We start from the raw sequence: 19,310 nt of genomic DNA, 5'->3' as shown, positions 1-19,310 counted from the left end.
AAGGCGCATTCCCATTCAAATAAGAGCCGCTGTTTTTTGTATCAGCAGCGCATAATCAGCCTTTATGTCCTGGGGACGTTTTTCCTTTGCCGCTTCTTCAAGATGCTGGCTTAAAGAGGCAAAATCATCCAGCCCCATGTTCAAAAAATTGCCTTTCAAGGTGTGGGCTGCAGATGCAATGTCATCAAAACGGTTGTCTTGAAGATACGTGTACAGATGGTCCAGCCCTTCCTGCACCGAGGTTTTTGCAGACTCAAAAAGATCTTCCACATCCTCCGCGGACAAACCATATTCATCGATAAGGTGCTGTTTAACCGAATCTTGAAGGAACATGCTTTTTTCTCCTGTTTGTTGTGTACCGGAAGAGGTAATAGGCATTAAGAGGCTCCCCCATACGCGCAGAGAACCTTTTTTATCGTCTCAATCTTAAAGGGTTTTGACAGGCAATCGTTCATACCTGCATCAAAACATATTTGCCGATCCTGTTCAATGGCATGGGCTGTCAAAGCCACGATCGGGGTCTTTATACCCAGTTTCCGGATATGGTGTGTTGCTTCTATGCCATCCATTTCCGGCATCTGCAGGTCCATAAAGATCATATCCCAATCCTGTTTTCTTGTCTGTAACTTTAAAATTACATCTTTTCCGTTTCCTGCAATGGCTATGGTTTCTATGCCAAGTGTTGTCAAAGTTTTCTTGAGCAACTGCTGATTGAAAAGATTATCTTCAACAATAAAAACAGACAAATTGGAAAAATCCATCACAGGTTCATTGGACGATTCCTGTTGCTGGAAAGAGATAGTTTTTGGCGAATGTGCGACAATCTCAAAGGATAAGGTAAACGAAAAGGCACTGCCATGGTCCGGGGTGTTGGAAACCTCAATATCTTTGCCCCCCATCAATTGCACCAGGCGACTGGAAATGGACAATCCCAGACCGGTTTCGCTGAATCGTCGGGCATAAAAAAAGTCCGATCAACATTGCTTTTCTGTTTATTGAAATTTCCATGGGCCTCCGATAGGTTGAATCTATGGGGTTTGGTTACCTATTCAAGCAAGCACTCTTTATATTGATCTGCCACCGCTTGAAAGTCTTCTTGCCTGCGTTCAAAACAGTCCACAAGAAGGGGATCAAAATGTTTCCCTTTTTCCGACAGTATAATATCACAGGCTTTTTCATGGGAAAGTGCTGTTTTATAACAGCGCTGGCTGTTCAGGGCATCATAAACATCTGCAAGGCCCACAATCCGGGCACTGAGGGGAATATTTTCACCCGACAGTCCCTGGGGATAGCCAGCGCCATCATATCGTTCATGGTGGTAAAGAACAATATCCCTTGCCACCCGTAATTGCTCTGCACCGGTGTTCTGATAAATGTCATCCAGTAATTGTCCACCAATGCGGGTGTGATTCTTCATTATGGAGAATTCTTCGTCCGTCAGCTGGCCGGGTTTATTTAAAACGGCATCGGGTATGGCCACTTTGCCGATATCATGCAGGCTGGAAAGGGTCTGAAGAAGTGAAATATATTGTGGATTGATTTCACCATGGTGTTCCATGTACTCCACGGCTAAAATCTTGGTAAAATATTGAACCCGCTCCAGATGAAACCCGGTCTCTTTACTGCGATAATCGGCAAGCTTTGCCATGGAGAGAATCAACAAATCCTGACTTTGCAACCTCAGGATTCGCTGGGCTGCCTGAATCCGGGTCTTAAGTTCCTCGGGATGAAACGGTTTGGTTAAATAATCGTCTGCACCAGCTGCCAGGGCTTGAACAATACTTTTTTTATCATTGGAACTGCTCAAAACAATAATATAGGTATAGCAAAGATCCAGCCTTCTGGCGGCTTTAATAAATTCCAGTCCATCCATGATGGGCATTTGCAGATCCGTGATGACAAGGTCCGGTGAATGGGATTCCAATATTTTTAAACCGGCCATACCGTTATCTGCGCTGTGAACACGATAGTTCCATGCAGAAACTTTCTTGGCCAGAAGTTGTCGATCAAAATCAGCATCATCAATAATCAAAATGGAATTGAGTTCAGATAACTCCATACGCTGCAACCTTATAAGCAATCATCAAATTTTCAAACGTTGTATTGACAAGAATGGGATCAGACCTGGGTTATTGAAGATTTCGTTTTTATAAGCCTCCAATAGCATAAGCCGGGCCCATTGCCCATCGGGGGGCGGCATGATAGCATTTTCAATATTCGTTGTGTCCGACAGAAAATGCCCGTTTATATGAAAAAACAGATTCATGGAATCATGCTTCAATGCCTTGTATAAGAGAAGCAGAGCAGGAAACCCCCAGAATCCGCATCTGACGGTGGATGGTTTCCGGATGGAACGGCTTAATGATATACTCATCACATCCGGAAAGAAGACTCTGAGAAAAGGTTTCTCTATCTCCCATGGCAGTGACCATCACAATTTTCATGGGTGAGGGTCCATCCCCCAGGGTATCCTCCTGTTCCATTTCACGGATCCGGGCAAGCACCTGCATCCCGGACATCTTTGGCATGTCCACGTCCAATGTCATGAGCGCGTACAAAAACCCCTTTGATTTTGCCTGGAAGATTTTGTCCATGGCCTGAATACCATCTTCTGCTTCATCACACTGGCCATAACGACTCATGATTTTTTTCATTTTGGCACGACTGACCAGCTCATCATCAACAATCAGAATTCTCAATATGCCCCTCTCTTTGGTAAAGGTATAATTTTAAACACCGGGCTTCTTTGCACAGGCATTGAAAGGCCAGTTTAGATTTACTGTGATTTTTTTCAGCACTGCTATTTTCAAGTGCTCCGGCAGCCGCTGCCAAAGGAATAGCCCTCAGATTGCCAGCCCCCCCTTTTATGGCATGGGCTTGGCAACAAATAATACCAAAGTTTTTATGGTCCATTGCCCCTTCAATCTTGTCAATCTGCCGCTCCAGCTGATCCATGAACTGTTGAATCACCGTATCCAGAAGTCCCCGGTCTCCATCAAATTCCTCAAGGACCTGCTCCAGGCATATGGGGGTCGACACAGCATCACTGATTGTATCAAAAGGGGATACCGGAATATTTTCTTCCGCCAATGGCTCCTGCTCCGGTAATGATAAGAGAGCATCGCTGGGATGCTTGAGCCATTTATCAACGATTTTCAATAGCGTCATTCTGTTAACCGGCTTGGTTATTAAATCCACCATACCGGTATTACGACACTTTTCCAGGGTATGATTATCTGCACTGGCCGTCAGGGCAATCACCGGTACCCGGCTGTTTCTTCCTTTGTGATCTTTTAAAATCTTAGTTGTCTGATACCCGTCCATCCCAGCCATGTTGATATCCATGAGAATCAAATCAAAGGTCTGATTATCACAGCACTCTATGGCTTTTATACCTGTATCCACTGTCACAACCCCATGCCCTGCAGATTCCAATTGACGACGGGCCAGGGCAAGATTTGATACGTAATCATCCACCACCAGAATGGAACCCTTGGGTTGCAGAGCCAGCATGTTTTTTAAACTTGAGGGCGTGTCAGGCAAATCTTCGGCCATGGGCACACGGCTCTTTTTAAATGGGATGTCAAACCAGAATCGACATCCCATGTCTTCATTGTTTTCAACCTGAATCCGCCCCCCCATGAGGATCACCAGTTGCCTTGCAATGGTGATTCCAAGGCCTGTACCGCCAAAAACACGTGAGGTCCCGTTGTCTGCCTGGACAAAGGGTGAAAAAATGACATCCAACTTTTCCGGGGGAATGCCGATGCCACTGTCCTTGACGGAAAACGAGACCCACACAGTATCTTGTTTTCCCGGTTTACAGGTCACATCAAGGTAGATGCAACCCTTTGGAGTGAATTTGAGTGCATTATTCATTAAGTTAAGCAGGATCTGGCGTAAATGAAAGGGGTCGCCATCCACCCACCGGGGCAAGCTTTCGTCCACGGTATAAATCAGTTCAAGGCTTTTTTTGCGTGCTGTTACTATTTCACTTTTCACCAGTCCATCCAGAAATTCCATGAGATCAAAGGGGCGCGCCATCATTTTTACCTGCCCGGAGCTAATCCGGGTATGATCCAGCAGCTGATCCACAAGCTTTGATAGGTGTTCACCGGATTGGTGAATAAAACCGGCATATTTGACGGATTCCTCCGGAGCGGAATTGTTCTGAATCAATTCTGCAAACCCCAGAATGCTGTTAAGCGGAGTGCGAATTTCATGGGAAATATTGGCCATGAAAACACTTTTCAAACGATCGGAGGTCTCTGCCCGGCACTTTTGTTTTTCCAGTTCCGCTGTTCTGGTGGCCACAAGGGCCTCAAGGTGCTCCTGGTGATGTGCCAGTTTTTTATTGGTCCGGCTCAAACGACGGTTGAAATGAAGGTAGGTCAAGGAAAAAGGCAGGCTCAGTAATAAAAAATATCCGCTGTGGAGAAACATCCGAAGATAAACCTTCCCAACAAGGGCATTGACAAAACTGATGTCCATGTCGGCGCATGCCAGATAGGTTCTTCCCCCCGGCGTTTTCTGGGGAAGAGCCACAGATCGAAAGGCCCCCCATTGGTCATCATAACTGACATAGGCCGACGTCAAGGTGTCAAATGCACCCACAAACTCTTCAGGAATATCGGAATAGGGATAATAATACCAGTTCTGTCTTTCTTTATATTCTGCTTTGGTGACCGTTGGTGCAGCAAAAAAAAACAAATCCCCTTGGCGAATAACCGTATACAGATAAGTAAATCCGGAATCCTGAGCATAACTTGATATAATTTGCTGGTTGTGAAGTATCTCGTCCAGGGCAATGGCATCAGCTGAGGTTGCCCGGTCATGGAAGTCGGGAGACAGCATATATTTAAGTCCTCGGGCCGCCAGCAGGAGCTGGCGATCAATATCGGCAATGAGGGTCTTTTTTTCTTCATTACCGGTGTACAGGGCAAATACGGCAACCCCCATCAGGTAAATCAGCAGACAGACGGTAAAAACAGCCGTTCTTTTAATATGAAACCACATTTTTAAGAGTCTCCCACACACTTGGCAGTTTGTTGTGGACTGCCGAGGCCTGACCTCCCGGCACAGGACGACATTGGGACCGGGGCGAAAGGCGCATATAAATGGCGGTACCTGTGTCATTGTGATGCATCTCACATGCACTGCGTCTGATCATAAAAATCCCGCGACCCGATTCCGAAGTACGTGCACTTTTATCACAGGGAGGCGGAAGCCTTGACACATCAAAGCCAACGCCCTGATCTTCAATGGTGAGATGAAAATCATTGCCCCATCGATAATGAATCTCAATGCCTTTATCCGGATCTTTTTTATTGCCGTGTTTCCAGGCGTTGACGATGGCCTCTTCCACACAGATCCGCAGACGCATGGAATTGGTAAAATCCCTGCGCCGCCAGTGTTTTAACTGCAAATCAAGGAATTGATCTATCTTGTCCTGAAGATCTTCCAAATCCCGGGGATACCATTTCTCCACTGTAATTTCCCCTTGATCTTCAATCTCCAGACCGATGACGGTGATATCATCGGGGTTCTGTTTCTTTTCTTCCCCTTTGATGTCAAGGCCGGAAAGTGCGGATGCCACGGCAATCATTTCTTCCACAATGTGTTCCACCGGGTCAGACAAATCAAGCCCTTTTTCCGTCTGGGCCCGGGACAAAATCCCAAGGGGAGTCAGTGTAGCGATTGCCTCTTCGCGGCCCTCTTCTCCAATGCCCATTTCCGTCAGACCATCTGTGAAAACAATCAGTTTGTCTGATGCCTGCAAATTGATCTCACCACAGCCAAAAGTCCGACCAGGTGCAAAACCCAGGGGCATGTTCATTCCCCGGCGATCCGGGACCTCGGGCACATCCATGGCCTGTCCATTTCGTATCAAAAGAAATCTGGGATGCCCACACAGAGTATATTGCAACGACAGTGATTCATGGTCCAGACAAAGGGCCGCTGCCGTGCAGAAACTGTCCGGATCTATGAATCCACATTGCCCCAGCTGTTCATTGAGTCGACCCATGGCCTTTCCCACATCAACGAACTTTGCATCACACAAAATAGCCTGATGCAGCAGATCGGTTATAATAGAACGAAGGATGCAGCCCACCTGATGGCCCGATTGATCCTTAAGGGTGATCAAGGTTTTAAACGAAGCCTTATCCTGATGTGTTTTCATGGTTCGAATGAAAAAATGATCTCCCCCTTCGGCCTGACAGGGAAGGTAGAAGGCTGTGGAAAAAAGATTCAGGCCTTTTTTTAATGATGTGTACCGGGGAAAGGGTCCGTTAATTGCCGATAATAACCCCTTGGAGGTTTTAATATCAAGCTGCTGTTCATCCAGCAGGCGTTTTAAATCCCGAATATCCGTGAAACATTCCAGAAACAGTTCTTTTCCCTTGTGCTGTATTCGGGAAACACTTTTCAGTATGGGAATAGAACTGCCTTCACTGGTCAGCAAAAACCGTTCCGAATTATCCATTTCCTGTCCAAGGTTAATGAGCGGACACTCCCCTTCGGCCTGGGGACATATGAATTCATGGCAGATTTTCCCAATAATTTGATCCTGATCCAGACCAACCAATTTTGCCGCATAGGGATTCACATCCAGAATCCGACAATCCTCCGGATCAATTATAACCAGCCCGGCTTTAAGGGAGTCCATCACATCTGTTAAAAAGCGTTCACTTTGTTGAAGTCTCTGTTGTGCATGGTAAAGAGCTGTAATCTCTTCAACAATAAACTGAACCCCGGTAATCTTCAAATCTGCTTTTCTCAGGGCCGTCATATGGGTTCTAAAATAAAAGGTCTTCCCCCGGGACACGGTGTAAGAGCGCATCTTTGGTACAATTTCTTTCCCCTCCAGACAGGCAGCAAGATCTTTGGCCAAGCCGCTTTTGATAAACGCTTTCCGTGTTAACATGTTGATGGGTCTGGATAGATCAAAGCCCAGGCGGACAATTATTCTCTCCATTTTGGGATTAAACTGGCTCAGATAACCGGATGTATTAACGGTGAAAATACCAAGGGGGGCTTTGTCCACTAGCTGACGATATTTTTCTTCGGTTTTGTGCTTATCCTGCTCTGCCTGTATCCGCGCCATGGTGGAGGCGAAATATTCGGCACTTCTCCGCAGAAGCTTTATATCACCATCCTGCCACCGTTTATCAGGGGTGACAGATTCCATGCCCAAACATCCAAGGGTATCCCGAACTTTAATTATAGGAACAATCACGGCTGATGAGCTGCAGGGATGATGAAAGCCCCCCCCGTCACCCTGCTTCTGTGTTTTGGGGATGTCGGAATTAAAAAAAAACAGTTTTTGGGATGACAGCGAACGGGCCATGTCAAGCGGCATATCAACGGGATGCTCCACATCTGGTGCCCATGCGTGGGCCTCCCATTGATAATGCCATTGTGATAACAGATAATACTGCAAATCCTTTCCCTGCTGCAGAACAAAACAGCGATCGGCCTGACAGAAGGTTCCCAAAAGCCTCAGCACAGTGTTAAACTGATGGTGATAATTTTCACTGTCAGCCTGAAGCAAATGGGTGGAAACCTTGGACAGCATCATCTGGGTTGCTAGGTGGCCGGAAAGGGCCTTTGCCTGATCTCGATTATTTGCCTTTTTCAATGGAAAAGATCTCATCTAATTTCATATCCATCAACAGACTGTATATATCCGGGGCAACATTGATAAACCGAATACATGCATCATCAAGCACAAGATTCTTGTAAAGCAGTAAAAATTTACCCACACCCGCAGAACCGATATAGGAGACCTTTGCAAAATCTATGATCACCTCCTGTATCTGTTCAAGGTTCAATGCATTTAAATATTTTTTAATTCTTCGGCACCCGTCTGGTTTATGCTGCCTGTAATTTCAATGTGGATTTTTTTCTCATCTCTGCGACTCTGTACTTTCATTGTTGTTTCCTCACATGTATTTCTTCCCCCAGACGCATGGTTTTTTTTATGGTGTGGGCCGGGGCGGCTATTTCATCAAATTGATCATAATCATCCACAGTGTGTTGTTGTCTTATGGATCGTTGCTTCAATTCTTTTTTTTGACCATGCACCAATTGAGCCAGGGTTTTCACCATGGCCAGCATAATTTCGGCCTGACTGGCCAGCTCCTCTGATGCGGCAGCCGTCTCTTCGGAATTGGCAGCCACCGCCTGGGTGGCCTGGTCAACATTCAAGGTGGCCTGACTGATCTGATCAATGCCCTGGGACTGCTGTCTGCTGGCTTCGGTGATGGCAGATGTCTGCTCGCCCATGACGGTGGCCGATTCCACTATCCCTTCAAAATCCACGCTCATACTTCGAAGGGATTCAGCACCGGTGACAATCTGTGCCCGCATGCCCTCCAGCAGTTCCTGGGTTCCATTGGCCGCCTCCGAGGCCCGCAGTGCAAGATTGCGTACTTCTTCGGCAACCACGGCAAAACCGGCCCCGGCTTCTCCGGCCCGGGCCGCTTCCACCGCGGCATTCAATGCAAGCAGGTTGGTCTGAAAAGCGATTTCATCAATGGTTTTGGTCACTGTTCCGATTTTAGAACTGTCATTCTCAATGGAGGCCATATTTCCAGACAATTTTTTCAAGGCCTTCAACGATTGGGCAGTCTTGGCTATGTTTTCATTCATCAGATTGGAGGCATCCCGGGTCAATTCGGTGGTTTCCTTGGCAGTGGCACTGATTTGTTCAATACTTGCTGAGGTTTCCTCCTGGGTGGCTGCTTGTTCACTGGATGTTTCAGCCAGGGATTGAGATGCACTGGCGATCTGATTGGCGGCGGAGGCCACCTCTTCTGCCCCGTTACGCAGGGATTCTGCCACCGTATTAATGGTCCGGGTAATGGAAAGCACAAAAACAAGTACAATGATGCAGGCAGCAATGGTGGCCATGCCGGTTGTCAGAATAATCCAGTTCCGGATCTGAATCACCGGTGCCAGGAATTCCTCTGTGTTCTGGGTGGCACCAATGGACCATCCGGTGAGGGGCACAGGGGCATAACCGCAGACCTTTTTTGTTCCCTTGAAAACATAATCTGTCACACCGGTTTTGCCGGCCAGCATGGCATCGGTGATGTTTTTCATGCCTTCAAGATCAGCCAGGTTCAGGGTTAACAGATTCTCCGGAACAGGATGGGCAATGAGCGAACCGCTTTCATTAACCATCCATCCATAACCGGTTTTACCCAGTCGGGTACCACTGATTTTTTCCACCAGAAAATCGGTTTTCATGATCATGGCCACCATGCCGATCATGGCTGCACTGGAGGATTTTACCTCGGCGGCAATTGAAGCCACCGGACCATTGGTTTTTTTGGACAGCACCACATCTCCCACGCTGCCCCCTTTTTGAGTCACTTCTTTAAAATACCGACGTTGTGACAAATCAATTCCCACGTACCCGCCACCGGTATTGTCCGCTACGACTTTTCCATGGTCGTCGGTGACAAGAATCGCCTCATATTCATCGGTCCACATCTTATTCATTCGATTAAAATTGGCCATTACTTCGGACAATTCCTTGGTGGCCTGCTCTTTTTCACCCTTGCTCAAGGTTTCCAATGCGGCAATCAACCGACCATCTGCGGTTAGACTACGTACCAGTTTAACCTCCTCTTCCATGACCGCCTGAGTCATATCCGCCAGACGCTGCGCAATATGAAGCGATTTATCAAAGGCTTCATTCTCAACGGCCGTTGTTGCACGTAAATAGGTCAGGGAGCCCAGAATCACCATGGGTACTAATACCAACAGTACCCCGCCAACCAGCATTTTCATCCTCAATGTAAAATTTTCCATCGCGTTCCTTTTCTGATCGTTTAACATAAGGCACTGATACAAACCGTTTTAATCTGATTTCCAATATTGGAAAAAATGACCATTAAAATTTCATCAAAACAAACCATGGACCTGGTCATACCCCTGGGCATTTAGACATTATCCCACCCAACCTGCCCATAATGGGCATCAGGCCTGGCTTATGGGCATTATATGTTCGACTTTATGCCTTTCTGCGGGGCAGCGCATGGTCAATCTTGGTTATGCGATCATACATCACAAGGCTACCGGCCACCGACACATTAAGGCTGAACTCCCCGGGCAGGCGCACCACCCCATGGCAGGCCGAAAGCAAGTCCGGAGGCAGGCCCACCTGCTCATTTCCCAGGAGGTACACCGCTCTTTTGGGATGATCATACAGGGATAAGGGTTGGGCATCTGGAGAAAGTTCCACCCCAACAAGACGGGTATCAAAGGGAAGATGCTCTTTAAGGACATCCACCGAAGTATAATTATAAAGAGGAATTTTCTGCCAGGTCAGGGTGACATCCCCTGCCTCCCGCCGGTATGGTTTACCCACGGTGAAGATAAAAGAAGCCCCCAGAATATAGGCAGAGCGCCAGAGGGTTCCCACATTGACCCCTTTAACGCAATTCACAAGGCCGATACCATAAAATCCCTGCTGTTCATATTGCTGTTGTAGTCTTGCCATCCAATTCCATTTCAGTTGAATCACTTCCGTTCATCCATCTTAATCACATTACCGATCACTGGGAATCACGGTCAGTGAGTGACCCAAGGCTTGGGATATTGGCCTTATCAAGGGTGTTTCTTATCTTCAGCGCCAGATCTTTTTTGGAAAAGGGTTTGGGTATAAAACAAACCCCCTGTTCAAGTACGCCCCGGTGGGCGATGACATTGGCAGTATACCCGGACATGAACAGAACTTCAAGATCAGGGTAAAGGGACCGCAGGTGCAAAGACAACTCATGGCCATTCATTTCAGGCATAACCACATCGGTAAAGAGAAGATCAATCCTGCCGGCATGTTCCCCTACAAGTTCAATAGCTTTAAGGGGGTTTTCAGCCATGAACACATGGTATCCAAGGCCATCAAGAATTCGATGGGTTAGCTTCAAGATGGCGGCATCATCCTCCACCACCAGAATGGTTTCTCCCCGGCCCCTGGGAATTTCATCCGGAACCCGTGCTTCTATCTGCTCAACCTTTCCCCCATGGCGCGGCAAGTAAATCCTGAAAATTGTTCCTTTCCCAGGTTCACTGTAAACGTTAATAAAGCCGTTGTTCTGCTTGACAATGCCGTACACAGTGGCCATGCCAAGACCGGTGCCCTGCCCCACCTCTTTGGTGGTAAAAAACGGTTCAAAAAGATTATCCAGAATTTTTTTATCCATCCCCTTACCCGTATCACTGATAACCAGCAGTACAAATTCCCCGGGAGCAAACTCCGGATGATCCGCGCAATAAACGGCATCAAAAGTCACCTGATCTGTTTCCATGCGGACCTTACCCACCCCGCCGATGGCATCCCGGGCGTTGATGCACAGGTTCACCATGATCTGATCCAGCTGGGAGGGGTCCATGTTCACAGTCCACAGGGGGGTCCGGGGATGCCAGACAAGATCAATGTCCTCGCCGATGAGCTGGCGCAGCATTTTAAGCATCCCTTCCACACTTTTATTCAGATCAAGCACCCGTGGTGAAATGGTCTGTTTACGGGCAAATGCCAATAATTGCCGGGTGATGTCCGTGGAACGCCTGGTGGCAATGAGAATTTCTTCGAGGAAGGGATGCACCGGATCATGAAGATCCACTTTGTCCAGGGCCAGTTCTGCATACCCCAGAATAACGCTCAGAATATTGTTATAATCATGGGCCACACCACCGGCCAACCGCCCCACAGACTCCATTTTCCGGGACTGAACCAGCTGAGCCTCCAGTTTCTCCCTTTCTGCTTCGGCCTTCTTGCGCTCGGTGATGTCTCGCCCGACCCCCAGTACCCCGGCCAGTTGTCCATTGGCTTTGAACATAGGGTTTTTAACGGTTTCAAGGACTTCACAATGCCCATCATCTGCAAAGGTAATTTCCTCTTCGTTTCTCTGGGGCATTCCCTTAACCATGGCTATTTTATCATGTCTTCGAAAAGAATCCGCCATCCCAGCATCAACAAAATCGTAATCTGTTTTCCCGATAATGTCCGTTTCTTTGGCACCGAAAAAAGCCTCAAACCGGGGATTGCAGGCAAGATATACGCCATTCTTATCCTTCAACCATACCAGATCCGGAATGGCCTGGATCAATGCCCTGAACTTTGCTTCATTCTCCTGAAGCAGCAGTTCAGCTTTTTTTCTTCTTGAAAGAAATACAGATATGAGCAATCCGCCGAGAACACATGCAATGACAAAGGAAGACCGAAGGAAGATGGAATGCCTTGGCACCCGAAAAATCAAGAATTCAAGAAACGTTTCAGGACCTTCCAACAGCAAAAAGGTTAAATTGTCATGGAAAAAAACAAACTCATAATATGCATCGATAATCCAGAAACAAAATCCCACGGCAAGGCTGATGCCAAGCACCCGCATATACACCCTTTTTATTCGATTCATAGCAAACGCACCACTCCATTAAGGGCTTTCTATTTTATGAAATACAACTTCGGTAATTTTCATCAAATTTTTTGGAGGCGTATAACCGATAATCCGGGCTGTTTCCAGATTCACCGATAAGCTGATGTCCTCCTTTAATACTTGATTCAAACCCCTGGGTTTTACACCATTGAATATTTTTGACAGGTGCCTGGCATAAAAGATACCGAAAAATTTAAAATTTTTTCGTCCAACGCTTAACAGCACGCCGTGTCTGACATGGATAAGCCCCCAGTTGGACCAGGTACGAACCTTGTACTTGAGTAGAGGGGCCAGTGCATTCACCTTATGAAAGTGTAAAGCGCGAATAAAGGATGTCTATATTTTTCTTCAAAAACAAGTATAGAAAAACACACGCTACAACGGATACTAACCTGATTGAACGAGAAAATCAAATCACAGAGTCAGATGAATTGAGAATTTTCCCCATTACCATATTCGGTCTTGGCCATACATCTGACATTTAGGGAGGTGGGGTGGGCAGGAACGAGCTTGGTCACAATATGGGCCATTTTGGGAAGGGGCAGGCTTGGGTAATTGGCATTATAGTTGGTTTTGGTATTTCCACAGGCTATGGTAGATAACGCCAATAATACAAACCTGACCCAGTTGAGCCCACAAATATGACGAGTTGCCTATTTTATGACCAAGCCTTTCATATCATTAGACAACCATTACAATAAATGAGCCAGCAGGGTTAGAGTTGAAGGGGATCAGCAGTTTTTAATATACTGTTTTCCCGGGGCAGTATCCATATAGAGCCATGATTATAAATGGGCAATCAATAAGATCTGGCTCCCTAAGCATGCAATATAGACCCAGTGCTGTAATAGTTCTGGTATCTGGCTGGATATATATTTATGCAAAAAACAAACTACTGCACAGTCAAGGCTAAGATTTAGGATGCTGCATCTCCCTGAGCACTGCAGTACTGATATGTTTAAATTCACTCATCTTAAAATCAAGATTTGACATTGCAGCACTGCAATGTCAAATCTTAATTCTAGGATTTTCAGTTTTCAAAGATGCCGTGCTGTATCACTATGCGGTATGCACAATCCTAAATTTTAGCCTTGAATATGCACTGCGTCCCAATTATTTCAATTTCATACCATGTAAAATAATTTCAAAGGCAATCGTCAAGGTTGACTTTACAAAGTCCTTCTGCTCATCAAACAAATGCTTGGAATTAACCCAAAGTACGACTCCGGCATAGGATCCCCAGAAAATATCGGCCAGAGCAACCGGATATTCATTAATAAAGACATCTGCGTCAATGCCTTCTTTAATTGTCTTAACAACGGCACCATAGGCCAGGGCAGATTTTTCTTTCAACTGCTGCAGAAGTTTATCTGAAAGATAGTGCAAGGTTTCCCCGGATTGAAGGTGAAAAAGATCAATCAGGAGATTGGGATCTGATACATAGACATCTATAAAAAGACTACAATAGCGATTCATTTTTTCTTCAACCGAAAGATCATAGCCCCTAATCTTTTTAATTTCAATTTCAAAATGTTCTAAAATATTAATAGATAAAGAGGTGCGCAGCTCTTCTTTATTTTTAAAGTAACGATAAAGGGAACCCGGACTCAAGTTTGCTTCCCAAGTAATTTCTGCAACTGTAGCGCCTTTAAATCCCTTGGCAGAGAACACCTTTCGTGCAGCTGCAATTATTTCTTTTTTCCTTTTATTTTCTTTCGGTTCATATTCACAGACGACCATGGACCACCCCTTTAAATTTTGATTTTGGCTCATGCTGCCTTCCAGGCCTTTACCAAAGCCGCCTTAACGGGATTTTATTCAAAATTATCTTTATCTCCGAATTATTATCAAAAAAATAAAAACGCTTGCCCGCCCCCATTGCTACGCTCATTTTCGGGCTAAATATGTTCAATTCCAGGAAAGCCCACATGGCTAAAAAAAATATACTTATTGCTGCATATCCTGCAAACGCTGTTCAACTAGCTTGAATTTCTGGACTTTGCCACTGGCGGTTGTGGGATACTCTTTGATAAACACAAAACTTGACGGAATCTTATGAAAGGAAATTTTATTTTTACAATACTCCTTCAGCTCTTTTTCCGTGATGAATTTATGGGAGGGCAGTTTCACAAACGCATGCACCTGCTCTCCATATTTTTCATCAGGAACACCAACTACCTGGACCTCCATGATATCCGGGTGTGTGAGAAGAAAAGTTTCAATTTCAAGCGGATATATATTTTCGCCTCCCCTTATGATAACATCCTTAATTCTTCCGGTGATTGTGCAATAGCCCTCTTCATCCATGGTTCCCAGATCTCCGGTGTGGAGCCATCCTGACTCGTTAATGGCTGCCCGGGTAGCTTCATGTTTTTTGTAATATCCCTTCATGACATTATACCCCCGCACACACAACTCTCCCTGGGCACCTGGTGATACTTTCTCATCCGTAAGACTGATCACCTTAACTTCCACACCGGGCAGAGGACGTCCCACGGTTTCAAAACGTTTTTTAATTGAATCTTTCCGGTTTGTCGCACTAATGGCCGGCGAACTCTCGGTCTGCCCATAGGCAATGCTAAGCTCCGGAATACCCATTACCTCTGAAATCTGCTGCATTAATTTAGGGGTAACCGTGGCACCCGCAATAATGCCGGTTCTAAGGCTGCTTGTATCATATTTTTTTATTGCCATTTCCTCCATTTCTGCAAGAAACATGGTGGCAACACCGTGGATGGCAGTGCATTGCATGCTTTCAACTGTTTCCAGAACTTCCCGGGGAGAAAACAAAGGAATCGGACCCAGAGTTGCCCCGGATATCAGACAAGATAAAATGCCAGCCACGCAACCAAAACAATGAAAAAACGGAACCGGCACGCAAACCCTGTCATGCCTGGACAAGTCCATGTTAACGGCAAGGCTGTGGGCATTGCCAATGATGTTGCTGTGCGATAACATAACTCCCTTGGGGGAACCTGTGGTGCCTGAGGTATAAAGAATATTTACGATATCATCAGAACCAACTGAATCCTGACGATTTTTTAATGTCTCATCGGTTATCCCAGTCCCCAGTTTAATCATATCCTTCCATGTAAACATTCCGGGATAACTTTTATTTCCCAAGAAAACAATATTTTTTAATCTGGGGAAAAGGCGACAATTTAAGCTACCGGGCAAACTTGTCTTCAACTCCGGACAAAGTGTATCAAGAATCCTCACATATTCATCACAATCCCTCACCCCCCCCACCATAACAAGTGTAGTTGCATCGGATTGTTTCATGAGGTATTCCATTTCAAAGCACCGAAGGCTTGTATTGACAGTCACAACGACCCCTCCGGCCTTGGCAATGGCAAACTTTGCATATATCCATTCAGGAATATTGTTGGCCCACAAGGCAATATGATCGCCTTTCTTTATTCCCAGGGCCATGAATCCCTTGGCAGCATCATTGGATATTTTTCGAATTTGCCTGTAGCTCTGATTCACATGTGTTTTATGATAGTGCAAAAACGGGTGATTACCGAGTTCATCTGCTTTAATATCAAGCAGTTGTCCAATATTAACGCTGTCTTTCTCATACCGGGGTAACTGCATGGAGAGATATCCTTTTGCATGAATATTTTTTGTTGAGGTCAACTTTCAAAGTTGGCAGACCATCAAGGATTCAGCTTATTGGAGATTTTGTTGATTTCTGCCTTTATTACGACGCAACTTTCAGGGAAAAGAGCATATTAATTTGGCGTGGTTGACACTTTTTCAAAGCACCGACTAAGCTTCTGAAAAATTTTTTAAAAAAGTGCCAACTACTTTTGAAGCAATATATAATGAATGGCGAAGCTCGACATCTTGCGCCATTGGGTAATAATCTTAAACAGACCCTAAAGACTAAAGCCCACCAAAAGAATTTTCAGAAATCTGTATGGCGGCATCATCACTTAAAAGAATAACATCCATCTTTCCACGGGACACAGGAAGGATGGAATTAATAAAAAACTGGGCGCTGCGTATTTGTCCGGTATAAAAATCGGTATCTTTTCTTTTTGTACCCTTTTCCAGTCTTTCAACGGCAATGGTTGCTCGCCATAACAGCATCCAGGCCATCACCACATCACCTGTAACATCCAGAAGTGAATAGGCATGGGAAAAGGCTGTCAACGTTGTATCCGATTTAACCATTTTACCAATGTGCTCACTGGTTTTTTCCAGTTTAAGGATGGTATTGTCGGCTTCTTCAGCCAGATCATTAAGCACTTTCTGCCCCTTGGCGATTTCAACGATTTCCTTTATTTTACTGACAAGACCCTTAAAAGCCTCTCCCTTGTTCAGGGTTAATTTCCTTCCAAGAAGATCCATGGCCTGAATGCCGTTTGTCCCTTCATATATCTGGGTAATTTTGGAGTCCCTGAGAAGCTGTTCCTGGAGATACTCTTTTGTATACCCGTATCCGCCGTATATCTGTACCCCATGGGCACATATATCAAAGGCTCTATCCGTCCCATACCCCTTGGCAACGGGGATGAGAAGATCAATAAGGCCCTGATACATTGCTTTTTCACCAGCATCATCGCTGACATGAATACAGTCTTCACAAAAAGCGATGAAGTATAAAAGACTTCGCATCCCTTCCGTATAAGATTTCATGGTCAGCAGCATTCGTCTGACATCAGGATGTTGAATAATGGGGACAGACGGGGCATCCTTAGATGTGGCAAGAAGATGTTTGCCCTGAATGCGTTCCCTTGCATAGGATAATGCATTCATAAACGAGGTGGAAGCGCAGCCCAGCCCCTGTAATCCCACATCCAGACGCGCCTCATTCATCATCACGAACATGGCACGCATTCCCTTGTTTTCCTGACCCAGCAAGACCCCTCTACACATGCCTTTACTTCCAAGGGCCATGGAACAGGTGGGACTTCCATGAAGCCCCATCTTTTCTTCAAGACCCGTGCATACGATGTCATTGGGTTCCCCAAGACTTCCGTCCTCATTGACCCATATTTTGGGGACAATGAACAAGGATATACCGGCGGTGCCTTCCGGTGCGCCTTCAATGCGGGCAAGTACCGGATGAATAATGTTTTCCGTCAGATCGCTGTCACCACTTGAGATAAAAATCTTGTTTCCGGTGATGGAATAGGTTCCATCGTCATTTTTAACGGCTTTGGTAGTAAGTGCTCCCACATCCGACCCTGCTTCAGATTCAGTCAGAAGCATGGACCCTCCCCATTGGCCGCTGTACATCTTTTTCAGGAAAAGATTTTTCTGGACGTCCGTTCCGTAATGTTCAATGAGTTTGGCTGCACCATGGACAAGGATAATGGCCATCATAAAGGGAAAATTGGCCCCATAAAAATAGCTGTTCACCGCAAGTGCCAGTGTCATGGGCATGCCCTGCCCCCCCCACTTGGGATCATCATACATGGCGATCCACTCGCCTTCCGTGAAAAGCTTATACACTTTATGATAACATTCCGGAACCTTGACTTCACCCTTCTCAAGGCGACAGCCCTCTTCATCGCTGATTTTTAAAGTGGGCAGCATTTCTTTAATGGCCAGATTGCGTGCCTCGGACAGGATCAGGTTAATTGTTTTTTTATCAAATTCCTCGAATTCCGGATGTTTGGTTAAATAATCCAGCTGCAATTGTTCATGAAGAACAAATTCAACATCCCTTCGGTCTGCTATTAATTGTGCCATGAAATATTCCTTTTTTAGATGTCCCAGGAAGTGATATTGTCTGAGTTAAATTTTTCAGGAACCTTGAAATCCCCTGAAGCAACGGCAATGTTAACAAGACGTTTTGTCTCTTCCATTCCCAGTTCGTTCATCAGGGTAAAGGGACCTTTAGGCCAGGCAAGGGAAGTACGAATTCCCAGTTCAAAATCCTTTACGGAAACCACACCTTTTTCAACAAGATGCGTAGAAATGGCAAAGATACCGCCCAGCAGACGATCCTGTACCAGTTTTCTTTTTTCCGGATCCTCCAGAACAGGACCATCTTCCAAATTCCAGGGTTGTTTGCTGTTGAACTGTTCGGCCAAGGATGCAGGCAAGGCAGGATAACCGGTATCAGAATCACCAAGATATTCAACCATGGAGCTTGCGGCATGGTAGCAGGTGCCCAGCCCGGAGCCGTTTTGAACCCACATGATTCCGAATCGTAGCCCAAGGGCTTTTTGAGAAATATCTTCCAGGGTTGCGCAATTGTATTGATCTCCCTGGAAGGCATCAAGAATCATGTAACTTGATATGAATACCGGATTGATGGCAAAACCGGGGAAATCCTTCACCGTGATGGCCACCTTTCGATTTTTTTTCGCAAACCCCATGAGGGCATTATAAGTATCGTCACTGGTTGCCTTCTGTCTGATAACCTCCACAAGCTTGTTAATATTGGCCGGGAAAAAATAATGCAGGCCTGCGGTTCTGCCGGGATTGGAAATGCCTTCCATTAATTTTTCAATTAAAAAGGTGGATGTGTTGCTCACCAAAATGGTGTCTTTCCGACATGCCGCATCCAGATCTTTAAAAATCTGTTTTTTAAGGTCCATACGTTCCACTGCAGCTTCAATGATAAGATCACATGCTGCAAGATCGTTATAATTACTTGTGCCTGAGATATTTTGGGTAATTGCATCCATATCGTCCTGGGTCATTTTACCCTTGGCAACCCTTTTATTTAAGGACTTAAGAACCCATTGATCGTACATGGATTTTACCAGTTCATCGTTGAGTTCCTTATAAATTACCTTATAGCCTGAAGAGGCTGCATTAAGACCTATGGCTGCGCCCATTACGCCGAACCCGACAACACCTACTGTTTTAATTTCCGTCATTTTAATTTCTCCTTAAAAAACA

General features: G+C 45.7%; 14 protein-coding genes and 1 pseudogene. All 15 read right to left on the bottom strand.

Annotated features, from left to right (window positions below; translation table 11 throughout):
• Positions 1-15 precede the first annotated feature (15 nt).
• On the bottom strand, positions 16-333 hold the full coding sequence (locus tag ACYQ2M_RS09555) for an Hpt domain-containing protein (RefSeq protein WP_459916106.1): 318 nt from the start codon (positions 331-333) through the stop codon (positions 16-18).
• Between the two features lie 44 nt (positions 334-377).
• Positions 378-800 carry a response regulator gene (locus ACYQ2M_RS09550; RefSeq protein WP_459916126.1) on the bottom strand — a complete coding sequence of 141 codons (423 nt, stop codon included), beginning with the start codon at positions 798-800 and terminating at the stop codon, positions 378-380.
• A gap of 36 nt (positions 801-836) precedes the next feature.
• Positions 837-947, bottom strand: a pseudogene (locus ACYQ2M_RS09545) (ATP-binding protein); the annotation flags it as partial.
• Between the two features lie 98 nt (positions 948-1,045).
• Complete coding sequence (locus ACYQ2M_RS09540; RefSeq protein ID WP_459916105.1) at positions 1,046-2,059, bottom strand: HD domain-containing phosphohydrolase; 1,014 nt, start codon at positions 2,057-2,059, stop codon at positions 1,046-1,048.
• 211 nt (positions 2,060-2,270) lie between these two features.
• Complete coding sequence (locus ACYQ2M_RS09535; protein WP_459916104.1) at positions 2,271-2,699, bottom strand: response regulator; 429 nt, start codon at positions 2,697-2,699, stop codon at positions 2,271-2,273.
• The gene (locus ACYQ2M_RS09530) at positions 2,680-5,016 is read right to left on the bottom strand and encodes an ATP-binding protein (RefSeq protein ID WP_459916103.1); all 2,337 of its coding nucleotides are present in this window, start codon (positions 5,014-5,016) and stop codon (positions 2,680-2,682) included. The genes ACYQ2M_RS09535 and ACYQ2M_RS09530 overlap by 20 nt, the downstream gene beginning before the upstream one ends.
• Complete coding sequence (locus ACYQ2M_RS09525; protein WP_459916102.1) at positions 5,000-7,654, bottom strand: PAS domain S-box protein; 2,655 nt, start codon at positions 7,652-7,654, stop codon at positions 5,000-5,002. Before ACYQ2M_RS09525 ends, ACYQ2M_RS09530 begins: the two co-directional genes overlap by 17 nt.
• Positions 7,623-7,808: an STAS domain-containing protein gene (locus ACYQ2M_RS09520; protein ID WP_459916101.1), complete on the bottom strand. Its 186-nt coding sequence runs from the start codon at positions 7,806-7,808 to the stop codon at positions 7,623-7,625. Before ACYQ2M_RS09520 ends, ACYQ2M_RS09525 begins: the two co-directional genes overlap by 32 nt.
• Positions 7,809-7,929: 121 nt before the next feature.
• Positions 7,930-9,819 (bottom strand): methyl-accepting chemotaxis protein, encoded by a 1,890-nt coding sequence (locus tag ACYQ2M_RS09515; RefSeq protein WP_459916100.1) that lies wholly within the window; start codon positions 9,817-9,819, stop codon positions 7,930-7,932.
• Between the two features lie 202 nt (positions 9,820-10,021).
• The gene (locus ACYQ2M_RS09510; RefSeq protein WP_459916099.1) at positions 10,022-10,510 is read right to left on the bottom strand and encodes an RNA methyltransferase; all 489 of its coding nucleotides are present in this window, start codon (positions 10,508-10,510) and stop codon (positions 10,022-10,024) included.
• A 55-nt stretch (positions 10,511-10,565) separates the two neighbouring features.
• Positions 10,566-12,425 carry a hybrid sensor histidine kinase/response regulator gene (locus tag ACYQ2M_RS09505; protein ID WP_459916098.1) on the bottom strand — a complete coding sequence of 620 codons (1,860 nt, stop codon included), beginning with the start codon at positions 12,423-12,425 and terminating at the stop codon, positions 10,566-10,568.
• Positions 12,426-13,559: 1,134 nt separating this feature from the next.
• The gene (locus ACYQ2M_RS09500) at positions 13,560-14,219 is read right to left on the bottom strand and encodes a TetR/AcrR family transcriptional regulator (RefSeq protein ID WP_459916097.1); all 660 of its coding nucleotides are present in this window, start codon (positions 14,217-14,219) and stop codon (positions 13,560-13,562) included.
• 174 nt (positions 14,220-14,393) lie between these two features.
• Positions 14,394-16,043, bottom strand: a complete 1,650-nt coding sequence (locus ACYQ2M_RS09495) for an AMP-binding protein (RefSeq protein ID WP_459916096.1) — start codon at positions 16,041-16,043, stop codon at positions 14,394-14,396.
• Positions 16,044-16,334: 291 nt separating this feature from the next.
• Positions 16,335-18,149, bottom strand: a complete 1,815-nt coding sequence (locus ACYQ2M_RS09490; protein ID WP_459916095.1) for an acyl-CoA dehydrogenase — start codon at positions 18,147-18,149, stop codon at positions 16,335-16,337.
• A gap of 14 nt (positions 18,150-18,163) precedes the next feature.
• On the bottom strand, positions 18,164-19,288 hold the full coding sequence (locus ACYQ2M_RS09485) for a 3-hydroxyacyl-CoA dehydrogenase (protein ID WP_459916094.1): 1,125 nt from the start codon (positions 19,286-19,288) through the stop codon (positions 18,164-18,166).
• Between the last annotated feature and the right edge of the window lie 22 nt (positions 19,289-19,310).

It is taken from the genome of Desulfocicer niacini, from assembly GCF_054657595.1.
The sequence above is the reverse complement of the archived record's forward strand: the minus strand, read 5'-3'. Positions and strand labels throughout refer to the sequence as shown.